The organism is Halorubrum sp. ARQ200 (assembly GCF_005435115.1).
GTDB lineage: Archaea > Halobacteriota > Halobacteria > Halobacteriales > Haloferacaceae > Halorubrum > Halorubrum tropicale.
Map to the genome: position 1 here is coordinate 194102 of NZ_SGTZ01000001.1, position 15806 is coordinate 209907.

Sequence of the window (15806 nt, forward strand, 5' to 3'; positions counted from 1 at the left end):
ATGAGCAAAACCGATTACGAATCCCGACTCGGAACGTCGATCTCCGACGACATCGAGGCGTTCGTTCCAGAGGACGCAGAGCCGCTGTTCGGAGATGGCGATCCGGCTGATCCACACGTGTCGCCGATATTCATCACCGACGACTACGCCTACCACACGGGTGTCCATTGCCGCCAGTGCTACTGCGACGTGGCTGTGGCGGAACGGGGCACTGGTATTGTAACGTGCCCGAATTGCGGTTGGTCAAGCGACAACTCTGAACAGACGTGGGAAGACCGCGCCGATGAGCTTCGGGAGAAGGGCGGAGTAGCAAAGCGACAGGCGCAGGTCGTCGCCCTAATTGAGGCGGGTAGAACGCACCAGGAAGTCAAAGACGAGCTGGGGCTCGATAAGCGGAGCGAAGTTTCAACCCACGTACGAAGGTACCGAGATAACCGAGACGAGGTTGAGTGGCTCGCCAATTTTGGGCCAGATATCTGAGCGGTCGCGGAGCGGAATCCAAGCGATAATCAGTTACTTCGCTGGAATCCACACACGACTCTCAGAGACCGTATAACCCCGGTCTCTCCTCGAGCGCCGATCCGATCGTCGACCGCGTCGTGTCGAGCTCCCGAGCCGCTTGGCGTTTGCTCATCTCATCTTTAGCGACCATCTCGAGCACGGTAACGACGTGATCGTAGTTCTTCCCCTCTATCAGCCGGCCGTCCGCCTTCTCGAATCCGAGCGGGGCTCTCCCGTGGTGATAGTCGTCGTTAGCTTGTCGCGCCGCGATCCCCTCCCTCGTCCGCATCCTGATCATCGCTGCCTCAAGCTCCGCAAAGACGCCTAACAACTGGAACAGCGCCGTCTGATACGGATCCTCGTCGCCAGGCTTGAGCTCGAGGCCCTCGTCGATGATCCGTAGTTCTGTGTCTGCCTCCTCAAATCGCTCTGCCGTCCGATCTAGGTCTCGGATCGAACGACTGATCCGACTGATCGATTTGACGACGACGGTCTCGAGCTCCTCGAGGTCGGCCATCATCGACTGGTACCCTGACCGTTCCGTGTCCGTTCCCGTCGACTTGTCTCTGTAGATCTCGAGCTCGTCGACTCCCGCATCAAGCCGACTATCCGCATACTCTGTCGTCGCCTCGAGTTGTCGCTCCACACTCTGATCCTCTGTTGACACCCGCACGTAGATCCCGATTTGACCCATGTCTTCTCCCACAGGTAGAGAGTAGTTAAAGACGGGCTATTTCTAACAGCCTGTGAGATAACACCCGTATTCTCACAGAGGGTCGATGAATAATGGATCCCAAATACACCAACACTCTCACTAATTCAGAAAACCCGAAAGATAAGTGCGATTATAATTCATTTCTAAACAGAATACATGGAGATCTACATTAGCGGTGGAACTCATGTTGGTACAGATGTTGAAGACCGAGTGGAAGCGATTGAGGACAATATAGGAGAGCCTGACGCTGTCTTCTTAGAGGACAGAGTCTCAAATCACAGAAAAAAAGAGGTGGCGATCAACTGGGTCGCTGCTCCGCTTTTACTCGTGGGCTTGAAATCGGTGCTAAAATTCATTTGGTTATTCTCGAATTTTCTCAAAACAGATGAGGAGATTGTCGAATACTTTCAAGAGGAATATGATTTAGAACCATACTACGTTGACAAACCTGTTCACTCAATAATAGGATCTCAATATCGTGATTGGGGTCTCGCAAACTGGTCCTTGCTAGTTATGCCTGCTGTTCTCATTTATCTCCCCTTTGGAATTATTGGGATCCTCCTTGCTATAGTTTCACTAATTACTGGTGCTATCTCAGTCATAATTGCGTATCTCTCTGCGGTTCACGCTGAGCGTAATATCTATATGATGAATAGGATCGCAGAAATCTCAGAAAATAACGAATACGAAACCGCCTGTGTAATCACCGGTAGAGAGCATGATTCTGATCTGCGTTTGCTGGTTCGTCGGTTTGATGGGATAGAACTTGCCAACGATTCCGAGAATTGATCGCACCAAACTGATCTATGTTACATGATCTGTCCACTTTGACAGTGGATAGGTATGTCCATAGAACACTGGAAAAACGGTGTGGGGGTGATGAATAATGAGGGGGGTCTATGAATAATGGAGCTGATTGGGAACACTGGAAAGACGGTGTGAAGGGTTTGAGTTATTGTCAGGGAGTTAAGCGACTTAGAGGTCGTGGTAGAGAGGAAGAAACATCATCCAAACTATCTTTTCTGATAATCCGTAAGTAGAGTTTAAATATGCTGATTAAGCGGAGCTAAATACAGTGGTTAAAAAAATAGACACACGACGCAGTGTACTCAAGTCGACCGGGAAAGTGGTTGCCGTCAGTTCTTTAGCCGCCACCGCTGGGTGCCTTGGTGGGGATGAGCCCGGCCCCAGTACTGAGAGTGAATCCACTTCCAGTTCGAAAGATGATCGTTCTTCAGTTGATGAGAGCCAATCCAGTTCTAGTTCAAATATTATCGGTGTAGTTGACGTTGTTGGTCCCGCAAAAAACGTCTCTGCTGAATCGGCACTCACAGCCACCGGTACCGGATATTCATTAGAAATCATCATATCTAACGGCTCTGGGGGACCTGTTGAGATCTCCGGTGACGTCAATTGGCGTGACCGCGATAGTAACCTCATTGAGAAGACCAGCATAGGAACGAGTACCGCTGAAATCGATGAAGAAAAGAGTCTTAAAATTAACATACGCGATTCAGAGAACACCATTTACAGTTACTTTGGGATGTTGATCGCAGTACCTGCTTAGTAGACTAATACCGATTTTATATCGCTTGTGAACGACTGTGTATTCAGGACTACGGGAAAACGCTAGAAAAACGGTGTGTGGGAGACGTTGGAAGGACACTGGAAAAACGGTGTGGGGGGGGCATCTCTCCCCCGGTCTGCGTGCGGGCGCGCGAGGCGGCCGATCCTCGAGGAGCCGTGCGGGCCACTCGTTGGTAATTCACGACTCGCCGCCGACGATCGTCGTCACATCGTCGTCCCTCTCCCGCACCCACCGGAGCCCGTCCGTCACGCCTCGAGCCAGCTCGACGGGGCCGTGGTGTCGTTCCATCGTGGCGATCTCCTCCTCGCTGAATCCGAGCTCTCTGAGCCGTTCTCGCGTCTCCTCTCGGCCTTTGATACAGGCCAGCGTCATGCTCGTCCGTCCGCCGCCTCCATCGTTGGTAGTATCGCTGTTGTCGGTCATGCTGCCACCGGTGTCGTCTCGATCTCGCTAGCCGTCCATCCTCGCTCCTCGAGGAGATACGCTCGGGCGTCGGCGTCCCCCTCCTTCGCGTACTTGAGCGCCTGCTTCTCTGCCTCGGAGCGCATCTCGTCGTTGCTCGTCGTTCTCTCGTCCGGCCCCTCCTCGTTATCGAGCCGGTCGCCGCCGATGCTCTGCCGGTTGTCTCGAGCCGCCTGTCGCGCCTCTCCGACTCCCGTCAGGTCTTCCGACCACACGGAGGTCCAATCGTCAATCCCTTCATCGAGGATCGCCGCCTTCGCCGCCTGCGCCTCTGGGATCGTCGTCTCCGTAAAGTCGATCCGTCCCTTCTCCGCCTCAGTGAGAGCCGCCTGTCCGGCTCCCTTATCGAGTTCCTGGACCATATCCTCCGCCTCCGCCTCAAGCAGCTGCCGGGCGGTTGTCGGCGCATCCTCCGCCAGCTCCACGACTGTCGACCGACGATCGTCTGTCGGTGCCAGCACGCCTTCCTTGAGCCGATCGCGGAGCCCGTTGGCTACCTCGAGCCGCCGGAGGTCGTGACTCGTTGTCACCCGATGCCTCGCCAGCCCAAAGCCCTCCTCCCGGAGCTGCGCCGTCTCCTCATCTGTGAGCCCCTCCGGGTCGACCGCGCCGACCGGCCCGAGGTACTCCCAGTGGTGTCGCCCGTCCGCCGACCGGTAAGTCACCCTGTAAGCGTAGGGGCCTGATCCCTCGATCCGTCGCGTCACTATCGTACTCATGTGTCGTCGTCTCCCTCGTCGTTGGTAACCCGCCGCGGGTCGTCGTCGCCGTTCCACTGGTCGCGGTGGTACCCACAGAACCCGCTCACGTGGTCCGTAAGCTGTCCGCACCCACCGCCGCCACTCTTACTCCCTCGGCACTTGATACGCTCGAGATCGCTCTCCTGCTCCTCCTGCGCCTCGTCTTGATACTGCTGCCAGTCCTTGACAAGCTTCCCTCGCTTGATCTGCTCTCGAGGAGCATCGAGGTCCGGCTCGAAATACGCAAAATAGTTCGTGTCCGCTCCCCACGTCGACGATGCCGGCACGTCTGCGAGACCGCGGATCTTGAGCGCCTCGTCGTCTTTGACGTAGCTCTGCCAACCGTCGTACACCGCCGCCTGATCCGCCAGCCCCTCGTCCGCCTTCCCCGCTTTGTGGATCACAACGTCCGCCTGCGTCCGCAGGATCGCCGCTATGTCCGTGTCGTGCTCGTGGCCGATTATCAGCAGTCTCGTGCTCCCTCCCGTCCCTTTCCGGAGCGCGTTGACAAACCGACTCACCGTCGACCGGACGTCGCCGCCGGGGTGCGCGTGGGCGTTCATCGTCGTCGACCACTCGTCCATGAGCGCTATCTTCTCGCCTTTCGTGTCTCGGACCCACTCGAGCAACCCGCTCATCGTCTCGACAAAGGTCACTGCCTCGTGCTCGTCCGGTCCCCTGACGTTGGTAGCCACGGAGAGCTCGCCGTCAAACTCGGCAAACAGTCGCCGGACGATGTCGATCCCGAGCACCGTCTTACCGCTCCCCTTAGGGCCCTTTATCAAGATCTGCTGAGCCGCCGGTTTACACCGCTTGAGCAACAGATCGTACCCTGTCGCCTCGACCCGCGAGTCACTCAGCCCCGTCGCCGCCGACATGCTCGCCACGTCGCTCGACCGCCGCGCCGACCGGAGCATATCGGAGCTCGTCTGCCGACGGAGAAGCATCCCCAGCGGTCCATCCTCGATCCCCTGGTCTTCGAGCCGGAGCATCACGTCGCCCGCCAGCTCGTCGTCGCTAAGCACCGCATCGATCGATGCCTCAAAGTCGCCTCTCCGGAGCGTGTCGGCCACCTCTGCCGACTTCCATCCGCCGTTACTCACGACTCGTCCCCTCCGTTGGTATCCTCTGAGCCGCCGTCGTCGTCTCTCCGCTCGCCGCCGTCGCTGTCGTCGTTGGTATCCTCATGTGTGTCGTCGCTGTCGATCGCTGTCGTCGTGTCGTAAGTGCCTTCGTAGCGGGTCCCCGCGACCGCGTCCCTGAGCACGTCCTCGAGCGAGTCCGACCCCGCCGAGACCGTCTCTCTGAGCCCCGCATCGATGTCCTTCATAGCCGCGGTGTCGGCGGTGACTCTAAACGTCGTCATGCTCGCCAGTAGGTCCCGCCCGATCGTCGCTAGGTCCGTGAGAGACTGCCGGTTTTGCTCGATCTTGCTCGCCTCAAGCGACACCTCCCGGTCGTCCTCGAGGTACGGCGGATTTGCTGCCGCCGTGTTGGCGGTCGGCTCGAGCTCCCGCACGAGGTGGCACCGGCCCCCCGGCGTCGATACCGTCGTCATGCTCCCATCCACCTCGAGGTCCGCGATCCGCGACGGTGGAGCCGAGTATGCCGCGATCCCTCCCGACTTGTCCCCGCCAGCCGCCGCATAGACGTCTCTGCTGTCTAGATCTAGCACGAACTCCCGATTTGGATCCCAAATCCGTGCGACGAGGAGATACACCGGGAGGAGCGCCACGATCGTCGCCGCGAGCGTCCCCACCACGAGGAGCCGCTGTGAGTCGCTCAGAGCCGTCCACGTCTCAAAGGGGCCCATTACCACCCCCGTCGCTACCGCGAGCCCGTACGCGCCCGCTGCGGCCGCGAGGGCCAACTGGTACTTTGAGCGCGCCGTCGACTTGAGCGACGAGAGCACCCACTCCCAGATCCCCTCTATCGGATCCTCCTCGATCCGCACCCGCTCGTCGCTAAACAGCTCCTTATAGCTGTTTTCGTGACGCCGGCGCAGCATCCCGATCACTATCCCGAGAGCCACCACCGAGCCGGAGACGCCCGAGAGCGCCGCCAATTGGAGGAGCTCCTCAGTCGGCGTCGACGAGACGACCAACAAGCCCACGTCGCCCTCGTAGTAGTAGCCCGCAGAGCTCGTCGTCACCGCCACCGCCTCCTCACGGACGGGGAGACGGAGCGTCCGCTCCTCTCCCGGCATCAGGCGGATCTGCTCGTAACTAAACGAGCCCGACCCGTCCATCACGCCCTCCGAGACCGCCATCGTCGTCGCAGACTCCGGAGACCTCAGCGTCACCGCCGCCTCCCCGTCGCTAAACGTCACGTCGACGAGCTCCTCGCCGGAGCTAAACTGGTGGATGATGCTGTCGTCGTCGCCCTGGCCGCCGTCGTCGACCGCCGTCTCATTCGCCGCCGGAGTCGCCGGAGCCGGAGTCGCCGCCGCGAGGGGGACCACCGACAGCAGGCAAATTACCAACGTCAGAGCCGCTATCGTCGATTTGTTGGAAAACATGAGAGGAGAGGTTAGAACGGGAGTGCGATCGACCGGATCGCGTCGTTGAGCATCCCCTCGAGCGACTCGAGCGCCTCCGGAGCGATCAGCACGACCGCCCCGATCAGCAGCACCACTCCGACGAGCCGCGCCACCGGACCCGCCAGCAGCAGCGCCGGAGCCGCCATTAGCGCCCACCTCCCAGCAGCAGCGCCAGCGCACCCGCCGCACCCGCCAGCAGTGCGACCGGTCCCCAGCCGCCGCCTCCGCCGCCTCCGCCGCCTCCGCCAGCGCCCTCGATCGTCTCGATCTGGACCTTGATCTCGCCCCACGCCCCCTCAATCCCCTCGAGGCGCTTGCGCGTCTGAGCCGGATCGGTCGGGTCACTCACAAACTGCTGCGAGCGGTCGTCAAACGTGAGTCCGGAGACGAGCTCGACCGAGAAACCATCTGAGTCCTCGAGCGACGGGTCAAAGACGAGCTCGAAGGCCGCCGCGTCCGGGGCGTCAGCCCGGAATCCCGACGTTGACAAGTTGCCCGCACCCATGACCGCCGTGGTGCCTGACTCGTCCGTGATCCTGATCGCATCCGACATGTCGACCCCGAACCGATCCGGCAGCTCGGAGTCGCCGAACCAGATCCGATCGTCGTTATAGCTCGAGCCCGCCGGGCGCGGGAGGTAACTCACGGTCTCCGAGGTCTCTCCCGAGTAATCGACGATCTCGAGCGGCTCCTCGCCCGACAGCATCGCCGTCTCGGTGGAGCTGTCTACCTCCGAGAAATAGACGATCTGGGCCCCGTCGTACTGATCTGGCTGGATCGTCGTCCCCGCCGTCGCGACGAGTCCGTCCACCGCTGCGTCGACGAACAGCCAGCCCGTGATCTCGCCCTCCACGCCTGGGTGGGCGATCGTGACCGCGCTCTCGAAGTCCTCCGGCATCGAGTACCCGCGCGCCGCCATGGCCGCCACCGCTCCCGATGGGGACAGCTCGCCCTGGCCGTCGTCAAACTCCGTCAGGAGCGTCTGCGCGCTCATGATGTCTGTCGGCTTGAGGTCCCCCGTGTCGAGCCGCAGGTAAATCGAGTCGACCGTGCTCGTCAGATTAGCCGTCACGTCGTCTCTGAGCGTCCATAGCAGATCTAGCATCTGCTGCCAGATTTGCGGCTCGACGATCGTCTCCGCCGCGTAGTCGGGGTGATCTGAGACCAGCGGCGGCGGCGATGTCGATGGGTCCGTGATGTCGACCACCTCTCCATCGACCGCGTACCGGACCACATACAGGTCCGCCACCTCGACCGTGTCTCCCGTCTGATCCTCGACCCCCTCAAGCGACAGCCACGCCGGTGTCACCTCCGACAGCGGTTCCGTCCAGACGTATACGCCCGAGCTCGTCTCGACGATCGGCTCGATGAGAGAGACGTCGGCCGTCCCCGAGCTCGAGCCATGCGTGGTAAACGACCCCGTCTCGGGTGTTGCCACCCCGTGATCCTCGATGCTCGCCTTGATCGCCTCCGCGCGATCGGCGTCGATGAAGTAGGAGTTCCACAGGTCGATCACGTTCCACGACGTGATCGATGCCTGCTCGTCGACCGCCACCTGAGCCCGGTCGACCGCCTCCGTCTCCGGCAGCGCGTCGATCCTCGAGCGCGCGATCGAGTCCTCCACGGCCGACCACAGAGCCGCTCCGGCGTTGGTCTCGAGTGGTTGCGCCGTGCCCCCGATCCCGTAATCAAACCGGAGCTGCTCGAGCGCCTGCTGCTCCCGGTCGTTGGTCTCGAGCACCTGCTTGGATCGGAGCGCCGTGATGTCGCCGTTTACCTCGTCCGCCGTCGGAGTCGGCTTGCCGCCTCCGCCGAAGATGTGGCCGTAAACTGCTCTGAGCGCCATCAACGGGTACAGACCCGTCGTGTTGGGTCTTAGCGGGTCTGCCGCTGCCGGCGTCGTCGCCGTCGCACCGATCCCGACTGCCGTCACTCCCGCCGCTCCCGCCCGCATGAGCCCGCGTCGGGATAGTTGGTAAGTCTCTGCCTCTCGTCCATCTGCGTCTGATCCTGTCATAAATGGGTGTCTGAGGGGTGTTAGTCCCGCATGATCAGCAACAGCCCCACGACTGCTACCGCGCCGATCACGTAGATCGACGTGTCTCCCTCGAGGCCACTCCCCGAGCTCGTCCCGCCGCCGCCAGCCGCCTCGTCGAACACTCCGACGACGATCTCCGAGCCGGGTGCCGGATTAACTGGGCGGACGATATACTCGCCCTCCTCGAGCGACAGTGTCGTCAGGTCTAGGGTGCCGGTGACCGCCTCGCCTGCCGTCACGTTGGCCGCCGGCTCGTCGACGATCGTCGCGACGTACGCGCCTGAGCTGGCGTTGTAGAGGTCGACCTGCGCCGTATCGTCTGAGACGTTAGGCGTGTAGTCGACTGAGATTTCCTCTGTCGTGTTGGCGACCGCCACCGTCTCCTCGAGCGTGTCGGCCGCGGCGTAGACGTCCACAAAGTCGACAGAAGACTCGTCATGAGTCGCTGTGATGAAGTAATCGGCCGGGGTGTCGATCGTCGTTATGTCGATGCCTGCCGCCTCGAGCTCGTCGACTCCGAGCCAGATCCCCATGATCGTCGGGTCCGCCACGTCGACGATCGTCCGGTTGATGTCGGCTGTGTTGCCCGTCGGCCCCTCCACCGTGATCGTCACCGTGTCGCCCGCCTGAGCGTCGATCTCCTCGATGACCACCTGGAGCGCCTGCTCCGGCGTCTCGGCCGCCACGGACCCCACGCCGAGCCCCGAGACCAGCACCATGAGCGCCACGAGCGCCTTGATTGCGCCTCTCATCATCCCTGGTACGAGATGTAGACCGCCGCCCCGCTAATGACGGTCCACAGCACGAGCGGGACCACGTCGGCCATCCCGACGAGCGCCTGTACGGCCGGCACGAAGACCGTCAGCGGCACGATCGCCATCGATCCGGCGATTACATACCACTCTTCATCGCCGAAGTCGCCGCGCGACAGCTGCCCCTGCGCGACGAGCGCCGCGAGAGACGCCAGCACTGCGACGAACGAGAGAGTGATGTCCGCCCCGCCCAGCGTCGCGAGTGTCTGGTTGAACGAGAACCCGCCGAATACGTCGAGCTCGAGACTCCAAACGCCCAATTCGATCCCCGCAAAGATCGGCAGCGCCGTCAGCGCCGCCAGGTCCGGTGTGTCGATTTTACCTTTCACCATCGGTACTCGCCGCTACCGAGGCGCGGGTCAAGTACCACCCAAAAAATGGAACTCGATTGAATCCGATCTAATCGAGCGCTATCCGAGCCGTCACCACTATCTCGTCGTCCAACTGTCGCACCGATACCGAGGCGGTCGTCGACGACTTGTCAACGAGCCCGAGGGACGCCGCGCCGGGTATCGACACCAGCGCCGAGCTCCCCGTCGTCGTCACCGTCCGGTCGTCTAACGCCACCAGCCCCTCGAGGTCGTCGAGCTCCATCAGATCAGCCCCCACACGTGCCGCGCCGCTCCCGCCGTCACCGTCGCCAGCGCCACCGTCGTCCCCGCCAGCAGCCACGTCCCTGCTCCCGGCCCTGGCTCGAGCAGCGGTGCGTATGCCGCCAGCCGCATCGTGGCTATGTTGAGCGCCCACAGCACCGCCAGCGCCAGCCACGCCCCTCCGAGCACGACCGCCGTCGATCCTGCCTCTGTCCCCCGCCGCCGTCGTTGGTGTCGGTGTCTCATAGATCCTCCAGCATGTCGATTACCTCTGCGCCTGTCGGCTCGTCTCGCCGCGCCGCCAGCCGCGCGTCCCACTCTGTCCGTCCCGGCTCCTCGAGCTCCTTCGCTCGAGCGATCTCCTCGAGGTGAGCGTCGATGTCGAACGGCGGCGTTGGTAGCTCCTGTGTCGCCGCTCCCTGCGCGGGCCCCATCATCGGCCCACCTCGTGGTACTCGACCATGTGGCTCGCGTTGCGGGCGTCGTGCGACCACGGGTGCGTTCGTCCCGGCTCCATGAGGAGCTGATCCTCAAGGCCGCATGTTAAACACGTTACATTCACGACCCGGTGCTCGTCCGACCGCCGCCCCTCGAGGATATCCGGGCCCGTCTGACCCCGGAGGTCCACGTTCGGAGCCTTCCCGACGACGTTACTCGGGCGGCTCATCGACCGCCCTCCGGGATCTCCAGCCCGCACCGCCGGCACGTCGTCGTTGACGGCGACGACCGCGCGAGGCACCGCGGGCACGGCCATGAACTCATCGGCCGCCCTCCGCCGCCTCGAGCTCCTCCCACGTCGCCCCGCCGTCCGTCGCCACCGCCGGCTCGTCTGAGGCGTTGGTAGCATCGACCGCCTCGCTCGTCTCGGACGTCGTTGGCAGTTGGCCCACAACCACGTGGACCGCCGACGTGCTCTGCGACACTTTCACCGCTCCCTCTGACTTGAGCGGGCTGATGAGAGTCTTCCTGACCGCTCGAGCCGGGATGTTCAGCTTGTTCGCCAGCACCGACTCCGCCGTCTCCAGCTCTATCCATCCACCGATACCCGCCCAGTCTCGGAGCTCCCGGTGCGCCTCGAGTTGCTTTGCCGACAGCTCATGTACCCCTGCCGCCCCCTCCTCCGCCGCATCCTCGAGGTCGTCGCCAATGTACGCCTTCCGGAGCGCGATCCTCACCGCCAGCGACTTGCTCCCATAGTCGTCCGCCGCATCCTCAAGCGCCTCCACAATATCCGGGTCGTCGATCCGCACGTTGACTCTCATTCAGATCTCCTCCGTCGCCGCCGCCGTGGTCTCCGTCGCCTCTGCCTCGCCTGCGTGCTCGCTCGGGCGGCGCATAATGCGCCCCCTCGCGCGCGGCGCTCTGTTCGCGCGCCCCCGCAGGGGCGCGTCACGTGGGCACCGTTTTCCGAGGGCCCCCCCGTCTGTGTGACAAACGGGCGATTTTCCTGACTGTCGCCGGCTCTGGCCGTCTACCCCTCGATCTGCCTGTATGACAGAGCCGGTGGATCCGCCCGGTTGTGTGACAGCCATCATCGTCGACCCCCGTCTGTCGCGACCGGAGCACGGTCGACCGCGTCCGCGATCTCCTGCTGGGCCCCGTGGATCTCGACGTGGATCCCCGTCGGCCGGGCGGTCGGGATCTCGAGCATCCCCTCGAGCTCCGCCCGCCAGACTGCCGACAGGTGGCTACAGGGTCCGTCGTGGTAGGCGTAGCCGTCGCATGAACACCGCCCCCACGACTCGTCGTATGCTTCGACGAGCTCGACGACGTGAGCGTCGCTCTCCGGTTCTCGCCGGACCACAAAGCGCTCCGGGTTGTCGTCGTTGATGATCGATGCCTCGAGAAGGTCGACCTTGAGATACCGCTCCTCGTTCGTCTCTCGGAGCTCGCTGAAGGTGAGCCGGTCCATCATCAACCGGTCACCTCCGGGATCTCCTTGCGGCCGTTAAGCACGCAGTCCCAGCACGGGAGCCGCTCCGGGTTGAGGTGTTCGCAGTCGCAGTCCTCCGGCGTTTCGTCGTCGTTGGTAATTTCGACGGCGTCGGGGAGCGTCGACTGACTCATGAGCTCCTCCGTGCGACCGTCGACGTGTGTTTGCTCGGAGAGGTCTCTCTCCGGAATATTGCGGTACTTTGAAGATGGAAATGGGGCCGGAGGGATTTGAACCCCCGATCGACTGATATCTCCGGTGCGCCTCGGAACTCCAGAGGGTCGTCAACACGACCGATGATCAGTCGGCCGCTCGGTATATCAGTCTGGAGTGTCGTCCCGGGCGCAAGCCTCTGGAGTCAGTCGCCATGCCTGGCTTGGCCACAGCCCCGCGTGATCTCGCATCAACAGTTTGCTGAAACGCAGATAAAGGGGTTTCGATCGAGAGCGATCGAGGGACGGCGGGGAGCTTCCGCTCCGGACGCCCTCTGCCCGTCCCGCCGCTCGTCGGGTGGGTCGGGTCGAGCGTTTCAGTCGCGGTCGTCGGCGCTCCAGTCGCAGTCCTGGCACTTGTAGCCGGTGACGAACTCCGTCACGCTCGGCATGTATCCGACCGAGATGACGTCGCCGCCGCAGTCCGGGCAGTCGCGGTCGGCGTCGGTGATCGACTCGGCCTCCAGCACCGGCTCCCCTTCGACCAGCTCTGCGAGCTTTTCGGGCGTCACCATCCGCCCCTGAACGACGCGGTTCGACATACCGGTCGTTCGGGGCCGAGTGCCTAAACCCCGGCGACACGCGCGGCGATCGGAGCGACGGGAGAAGCGCTCAGGCGGGCGGCCGTCCGCGGGCGGCTACCCGCCGGTCACAGCCACGGCGCGCGGGAGTCGTCGTCCGCGAACGGGTCCGCGCCGTCGTCGTCGGTCTCTCGCCCGTCGCCCCCGTTCGCGAGGACGGCGACGTCGTCGTCGACGATGGTCGATGGGCCCTCCGGCGGGGCGTCGAGCGGCGGATCGCTCGGGGCCTCCGCGTCCGACTCCCCGCCGACGTCGGCCGCGTCGCCCTCGTCCGACTCGGAGGGGTCGCTCGTCGGCGCGTCGTCGTCGGGCGCGTCGTCGCCGGCGACGCTCGCCTCGCCGTCCGCACTCGGGTCGTACGCGAACAGGGTCGTCACCGCCAGCACCGCGAGCGCGATGGGCGCGTCCGTCTGCATGAGGTCGAACGGGCCGAGCAGGATCGGTAGGGCGAGCACGCCCAGCGCGACCGCGGAGCCGAACCGGAACCGGTCGATGTCGACGCGGCCGCGGAGGTGCGGCGAGAGCAGCGCGATCGACAGCGCGAACGCCACGCCCACGGCGGCGGCCGCGGTGCCGTTGACCACGTACTCGGTCGAGGTCTCGACGGCGAATCCGGACGGGTCGAAGCTCGCGACGAGACCCAGACCGATGATGACGCCGGGGCTCGGCAGGAACTCGCCGACCTCCGAACTGGCGGTCTTGGCGGCGATGGTCAGGATGACGAGCCCCGCGAACCGCTCGAAGACGGACAGGTCGAGGAGCCCCTGGAGGGTCGGCGCGAGGGCGGCCTCGACGGCTGCGACCGGGATGATGACCGCGCCGATCAGCAGCACGGAGGTCGCCATCTCCCGCCGCGAGCCGTCCATCTCGGCGAGGATCACCGCGGCGGTCGCGGAGCCGCCGAAGATGAGGATGCCGGTCTCGACGACGCCGGTGGCAGATCCGAGGACGCCGGCGACGACGAGCGCGGGGAAGATACCGTCGACGAGCGGCAGGGCCATGACCGTCGCGAGCAGCTTCGTCGCGCTCCCGACCTGCTGTTCGAGCCGCAGGGCGACCGGGTGACGTGAGGTGCTCATTTAGGGACGATAGCCCTGACCGACGGGGTGGCGGTGGGACGCGTGCGACTCGCGATGGTCTGAGGACCAGCACGCGGAGTCCACGCCGCGAAGGGTCCGACGAGCCCATGTAAAGGATTTGCGCGGATTGCCGGCTGTAAAGCGGGCGCCGAGAGCGGCGTTCGGCTGGCCGGCGATGCGCGCGTTCACGGGACTGTCGGAGTCCATACCTAATATATGAGTTTTGGTCGCGTTAAAGGTTGTGTGAGACGTGTCCGCACGACACGATGATTCGACGGCGATGGTAGCGCTTCGATGACGATACGTCGACGTTCCCCGATCATCACCGATCATCTCTCGGTTCCCGAACTGCGGCCGTCGGGCGGACCGAACGATCGGGGTCACCGCCTCCGATCCGACCGCGGTCGCAGCCGAATCCGCCGAAATAGGCACGATTCTGTATATAACGTGGATTTGATTGTGAGCAACCACCACGTCCGTGCCGTCTCGCAACGCTTTTTATCGGGCGCTTGTGACGGATTATATGGCGACAGATTCTGGCCGGTTCTCGGCGAAGCTCGATGTTCCGGAAGCGCTGACGTTCGACGACGTGCTGCTCCGACCGAAGGAGAGCCGCGTCGAGCCCGACGACGCGGACCTCTCCACCCGCGTGTCGAAGAACGTCGAACTCACCGTTCCCGTCCTGTCTGCGGCGATGGACACCGTCACGGAGAGCGACCTCGCCATCGCGATGGCCCGAGAGGGGGGGCTCGGCGTCCTCCACCGCAACATGACCGTCGAGGAGACCGCCGCGGAGGTCGAGCGCGTCAAGCGCGCCCACGAGCTCGTCATCCGCCGTGAGAACGTCGTCACCGTCTCGCCCGACGACACCGTCCGCGAGGCCGACGCGGTGATGGAGCGGCAGGGCGTCTCGGGCGCGCCCGTCGTCGCCGAGGACGACACCGTCCTCGGGATCATCTCCGGCACCGACATCCGCCCGTACCTGGAGGTCGGCGAGGACGACGCCGTCCGCGAGGCGATGACCGACGAAGTCATCACCGCGCCGGAGGACGTGGACGCGCGAGAGGCGCTCGAACTGATGTACGACCACAAGATCGAGCGCGTCCCCATCGTCGACGGCGACGAGCGGCTCGTCGGCCTGGTGACGATGCAGGGAATCTTACAGCGCCGCGAACACGAGGAGGCCGCCCGCGACGAGCGCGGCCGCCTGCTCGCCGGCGTCGCCGTCGGCCCCTTCGAGGAGGAGCGCGCCGTCGCGGCCGACGAGGCCGGCGTCGACGTCATCTTCATCGACTGCGCCCACGCGCACAATCTCAACGTCTTGGACTCCGCGGAGGCGATCAAAGCGACCGTCGACGCCGACGTGGTCGTCGGCAACGTCGGGACGCGCGAGGCCGCCGAGGCGGCGGTCGACTTCGCCGACGGCCTGAAGGTGGGAATCGGCCCCGGGTCGATCTGTACCACGCGCGTCGTCAGCGGCGCGGGGATGCCGCAGATGACCGCGGTCGCGGAGGTCGCGGACGTCGCGGCCGAGCACGACGTGCCCGTCATCGCGGACGGGGGCATCCGCTACTCCGGCGACGCGATCAAGGCCATCGCGGCGGGCGCGGACGCGGTGATGCTCGGCTCGTACTTCGCCGGCACCGACGAGGCGCCCGGCCGCGTCATCACGATGCAGGGGAAGAAGTACAAGCAGTACCGCGGGATGGGCTCCGTCGGCGCCATGAAGTCGGGCGGCGGCGACCGCTACCTCAAGGAGGAGGACGAGGACGAGGAGTTCGTCCCGGAGGGCGTCGAGGCCGCGACGCCGTACAAGGGGAGCCTCGCCTCCGAGCTCCACCAGCTCACCGGCGGGATGCGCTCCGGGATGGGGTACGTCGGCGCCGCGACCGTCCCCGACCTCCACGAGCGCGCGGAGTTCGTCCGCGTCTCCTCGGCGGGACAGAGCGAGAGCCATCCGCACGACGTGATGATCACCGACGAGGCGCCCAACTACAGCCCGGGCGAGTAACC

The 15806-nt window shown here is 63.8% G+C and carries 22 protein-coding genes and 1 tRNA gene; 4 read left to right on the forward strand and 19 right to left on the reverse strand.

The genetic code is table 11. The features are described from left to right. Complete coding sequence (locus EXE50_RS01050) at nt 1-480, forward strand: hypothetical protein (protein ID WP_137704109.1); 480 nt, start codon at nt 1-3, stop codon at nt 478-480. A gap of 61 nt (nt 481-541) precedes the next feature. Here the strand turns inward: EXE50_RS01050 and EXE50_RS01055 are convergent, their stop codons facing one another. Further along, nucleotides 542-1195, reverse strand: a complete 654-nt coding sequence (locus tag EXE50_RS01055; RefSeq protein ID WP_137704110.1) for a recombinase family protein — start codon at nt 1193-1195, stop codon at nt 542-544. 177 nt (nt 1196-1372) lie between these two features. Here EXE50_RS01055 and EXE50_RS01060 point away from each other — a divergent pair, with 177 nt between their 5' ends. Then, nucleotides 1373-2005, forward strand: a complete 633-nt coding sequence (locus EXE50_RS01060; protein ID WP_137704111.1) for a hypothetical protein — start codon at nt 1373-1375, stop codon at nt 2003-2005. A 286-nt stretch (nt 2006-2291) separates the two neighbouring features. Continuing rightward, a complete protein-coding gene (locus EXE50_RS01065) occupies nt 2292-2783 on the forward strand; it encodes a hypothetical protein (RefSeq protein WP_137704112.1) in 492 nt (163 codons plus the stop codon). Between the two features lie 198 nt (nt 2784-2981). Here the strand turns inward: EXE50_RS01065 and EXE50_RS01070 are convergent, their stop codons facing one another. From EXE50_RS01070 to EXE50_RS01140, 18 genes are all read right to left on the reverse strand, one after another. Continuing rightward, nucleotides 2982-3227, reverse strand: coding sequence for a hypothetical protein (locus tag EXE50_RS01070; RefSeq protein WP_137704113.1), 246 nt, complete (start codon nt 3225-3227; stop codon nt 2982-2984). Further along, complete coding sequence (locus tag EXE50_RS01075; RefSeq protein WP_137704114.1) at nt 3224-3985, reverse strand: hypothetical protein; 762 nt, start codon at nt 3983-3985, stop codon at nt 3224-3226. Before EXE50_RS01075 ends, EXE50_RS01070 begins: the two co-directional genes overlap by 4 nt. After that, entirely contained in the window at nt 3982-5079 is a 1098-nt protein-coding gene (locus EXE50_RS01080; protein WP_206750609.1) for a hypothetical protein, read from the reverse strand. Before EXE50_RS01080 ends, EXE50_RS01075 begins: the two co-directional genes overlap by 4 nt. 26 nt (nt 5080-5105) lie before the next feature. Further along, nucleotides 5106-6524 carry a hypothetical protein gene (locus EXE50_RS01085; protein ID WP_137704116.1) on the reverse strand — a complete coding sequence of 473 codons (1419 nt, stop codon included), beginning with the start codon at nt 6522-6524 and terminating at the stop codon, nt 5106-5108. A gap of 11 nt (nt 6525-6535) precedes the next feature. Next, the gene (locus tag EXE50_RS17090; RefSeq protein ID WP_158293646.1) at nt 6536-6691 is read right to left on the reverse strand and encodes a hypothetical protein; all 156 of its coding nucleotides are present in this window, start codon (nt 6689-6691) and stop codon (nt 6536-6538) included. Further along, the gene (locus tag EXE50_RS01090; protein WP_137704117.1) at nt 6691-8391 is read right to left on the reverse strand and encodes a hypothetical protein; all 1701 of its coding nucleotides are present in this window, start codon (nt 8389-8391) and stop codon (nt 6691-6693) included. The genes EXE50_RS17090 and EXE50_RS01090 overlap by 1 nt, the downstream gene beginning before the upstream one ends. Nucleotides 8392-8582: 191 nt before the next feature. Continuing rightward, nucleotides 8583-9302, reverse strand: a complete 720-nt coding sequence (locus EXE50_RS01095) for a hypothetical protein (RefSeq protein WP_137704118.1) — start codon at nt 9300-9302, stop codon at nt 8583-8585. Nucleotides 9303-9334: 32 nt separating this feature from the next. Beyond that, complete coding sequence (locus EXE50_RS01100; protein ID WP_137704119.1) at nt 9335-9727, reverse strand: hypothetical protein; 393 nt, start codon at nt 9725-9727, stop codon at nt 9335-9337. 67 nt (nt 9728-9794) lie between these two features. Next, nucleotides 9795-9989, reverse strand: a complete 195-nt coding sequence (locus EXE50_RS01105; protein WP_137704120.1) for a hypothetical protein — start codon at nt 9987-9989, stop codon at nt 9795-9797. Beyond that, complete coding sequence (locus EXE50_RS01110; protein ID WP_137704121.1) at nt 9989-10234, reverse strand: hypothetical protein; 246 nt, start codon at nt 10232-10234, stop codon at nt 9989-9991. The genes EXE50_RS01105 and EXE50_RS01110 overlap by 1 nt, the downstream gene beginning before the upstream one ends. Then, nucleotides 10231-10425 (reverse strand): hypothetical protein, encoded by a 195-nt coding sequence (locus EXE50_RS01115; protein ID WP_137704122.1) that lies wholly within the window; start codon nt 10423-10425, stop codon nt 10231-10233. Before EXE50_RS01115 ends, EXE50_RS01110 begins: the two co-directional genes overlap by 4 nt. Then, nucleotides 10422-10655 carry a hypothetical protein gene (locus EXE50_RS01120; protein ID WP_137704123.1) on the reverse strand — a complete coding sequence of 78 codons (234 nt, stop codon included), beginning with the start codon at nt 10653-10655 and terminating at the stop codon, nt 10422-10424. Before EXE50_RS01120 ends, EXE50_RS01115 begins: the two co-directional genes overlap by 4 nt. Nucleotides 10656-10746: 91 nt before the next feature. Next, a complete protein-coding gene (locus tag EXE50_RS01125) occupies nt 10747-11250 on the reverse strand; it encodes a hypothetical protein (protein ID WP_137704124.1) in 504 nt (167 codons plus the stop codon). Between the two features lie 269 nt (nt 11251-11519). Further along, nucleotides 11520-11903, reverse strand: coding sequence for an SWIM zinc finger family protein (locus EXE50_RS01130; RefSeq protein WP_137704125.1), 384 nt, complete (start codon nt 11901-11903; stop codon nt 11520-11522). Continuing rightward, the gene (locus tag EXE50_RS17280) at nt 11903-12055 is read right to left on the reverse strand and encodes a hypothetical protein (RefSeq protein ID WP_199241410.1); all 153 of its coding nucleotides are present in this window, start codon (nt 12053-12055) and stop codon (nt 11903-11905) included. Before EXE50_RS17280 ends, EXE50_RS01130 begins: the two co-directional genes overlap by 1 nt. A gap of 81 nt (nt 12056-12136) precedes the next feature. After that, nucleotides 12137-12311: transfer RNA gene (locus EXE50_RS17095), tRNA-Trp, on the reverse strand. Between the two features lie 139 nt (nt 12312-12450). Continuing rightward, nucleotides 12451-12675: a DUF5795 family protein gene (locus tag EXE50_RS01135; protein WP_053772209.1), complete on the reverse strand. Its 225-nt coding sequence runs from the start codon at nt 12673-12675 to the stop codon at nt 12451-12453. A gap of 107 nt (nt 12676-12782) precedes the next feature. Then, a complete protein-coding gene (locus tag EXE50_RS01140; protein WP_053772208.1) occupies nt 12783-13793 on the reverse strand; it encodes a DUF5794 domain-containing protein in 1011 nt (336 codons plus the stop codon). 523 nt (nt 13794-14316) lie between these two features. Here EXE50_RS01140 and guaB point away from each other — a divergent pair. After that, a complete protein-coding gene (guaB, locus tag EXE50_RS01150; RefSeq protein ID WP_053772207.1) occupies nt 14317-15804 on the forward strand; it encodes an IMP dehydrogenase in 1488 nt (495 codons plus the stop codon). The last annotated feature ends 2 nt before the right edge of the window (nt 15805-15806 follow it).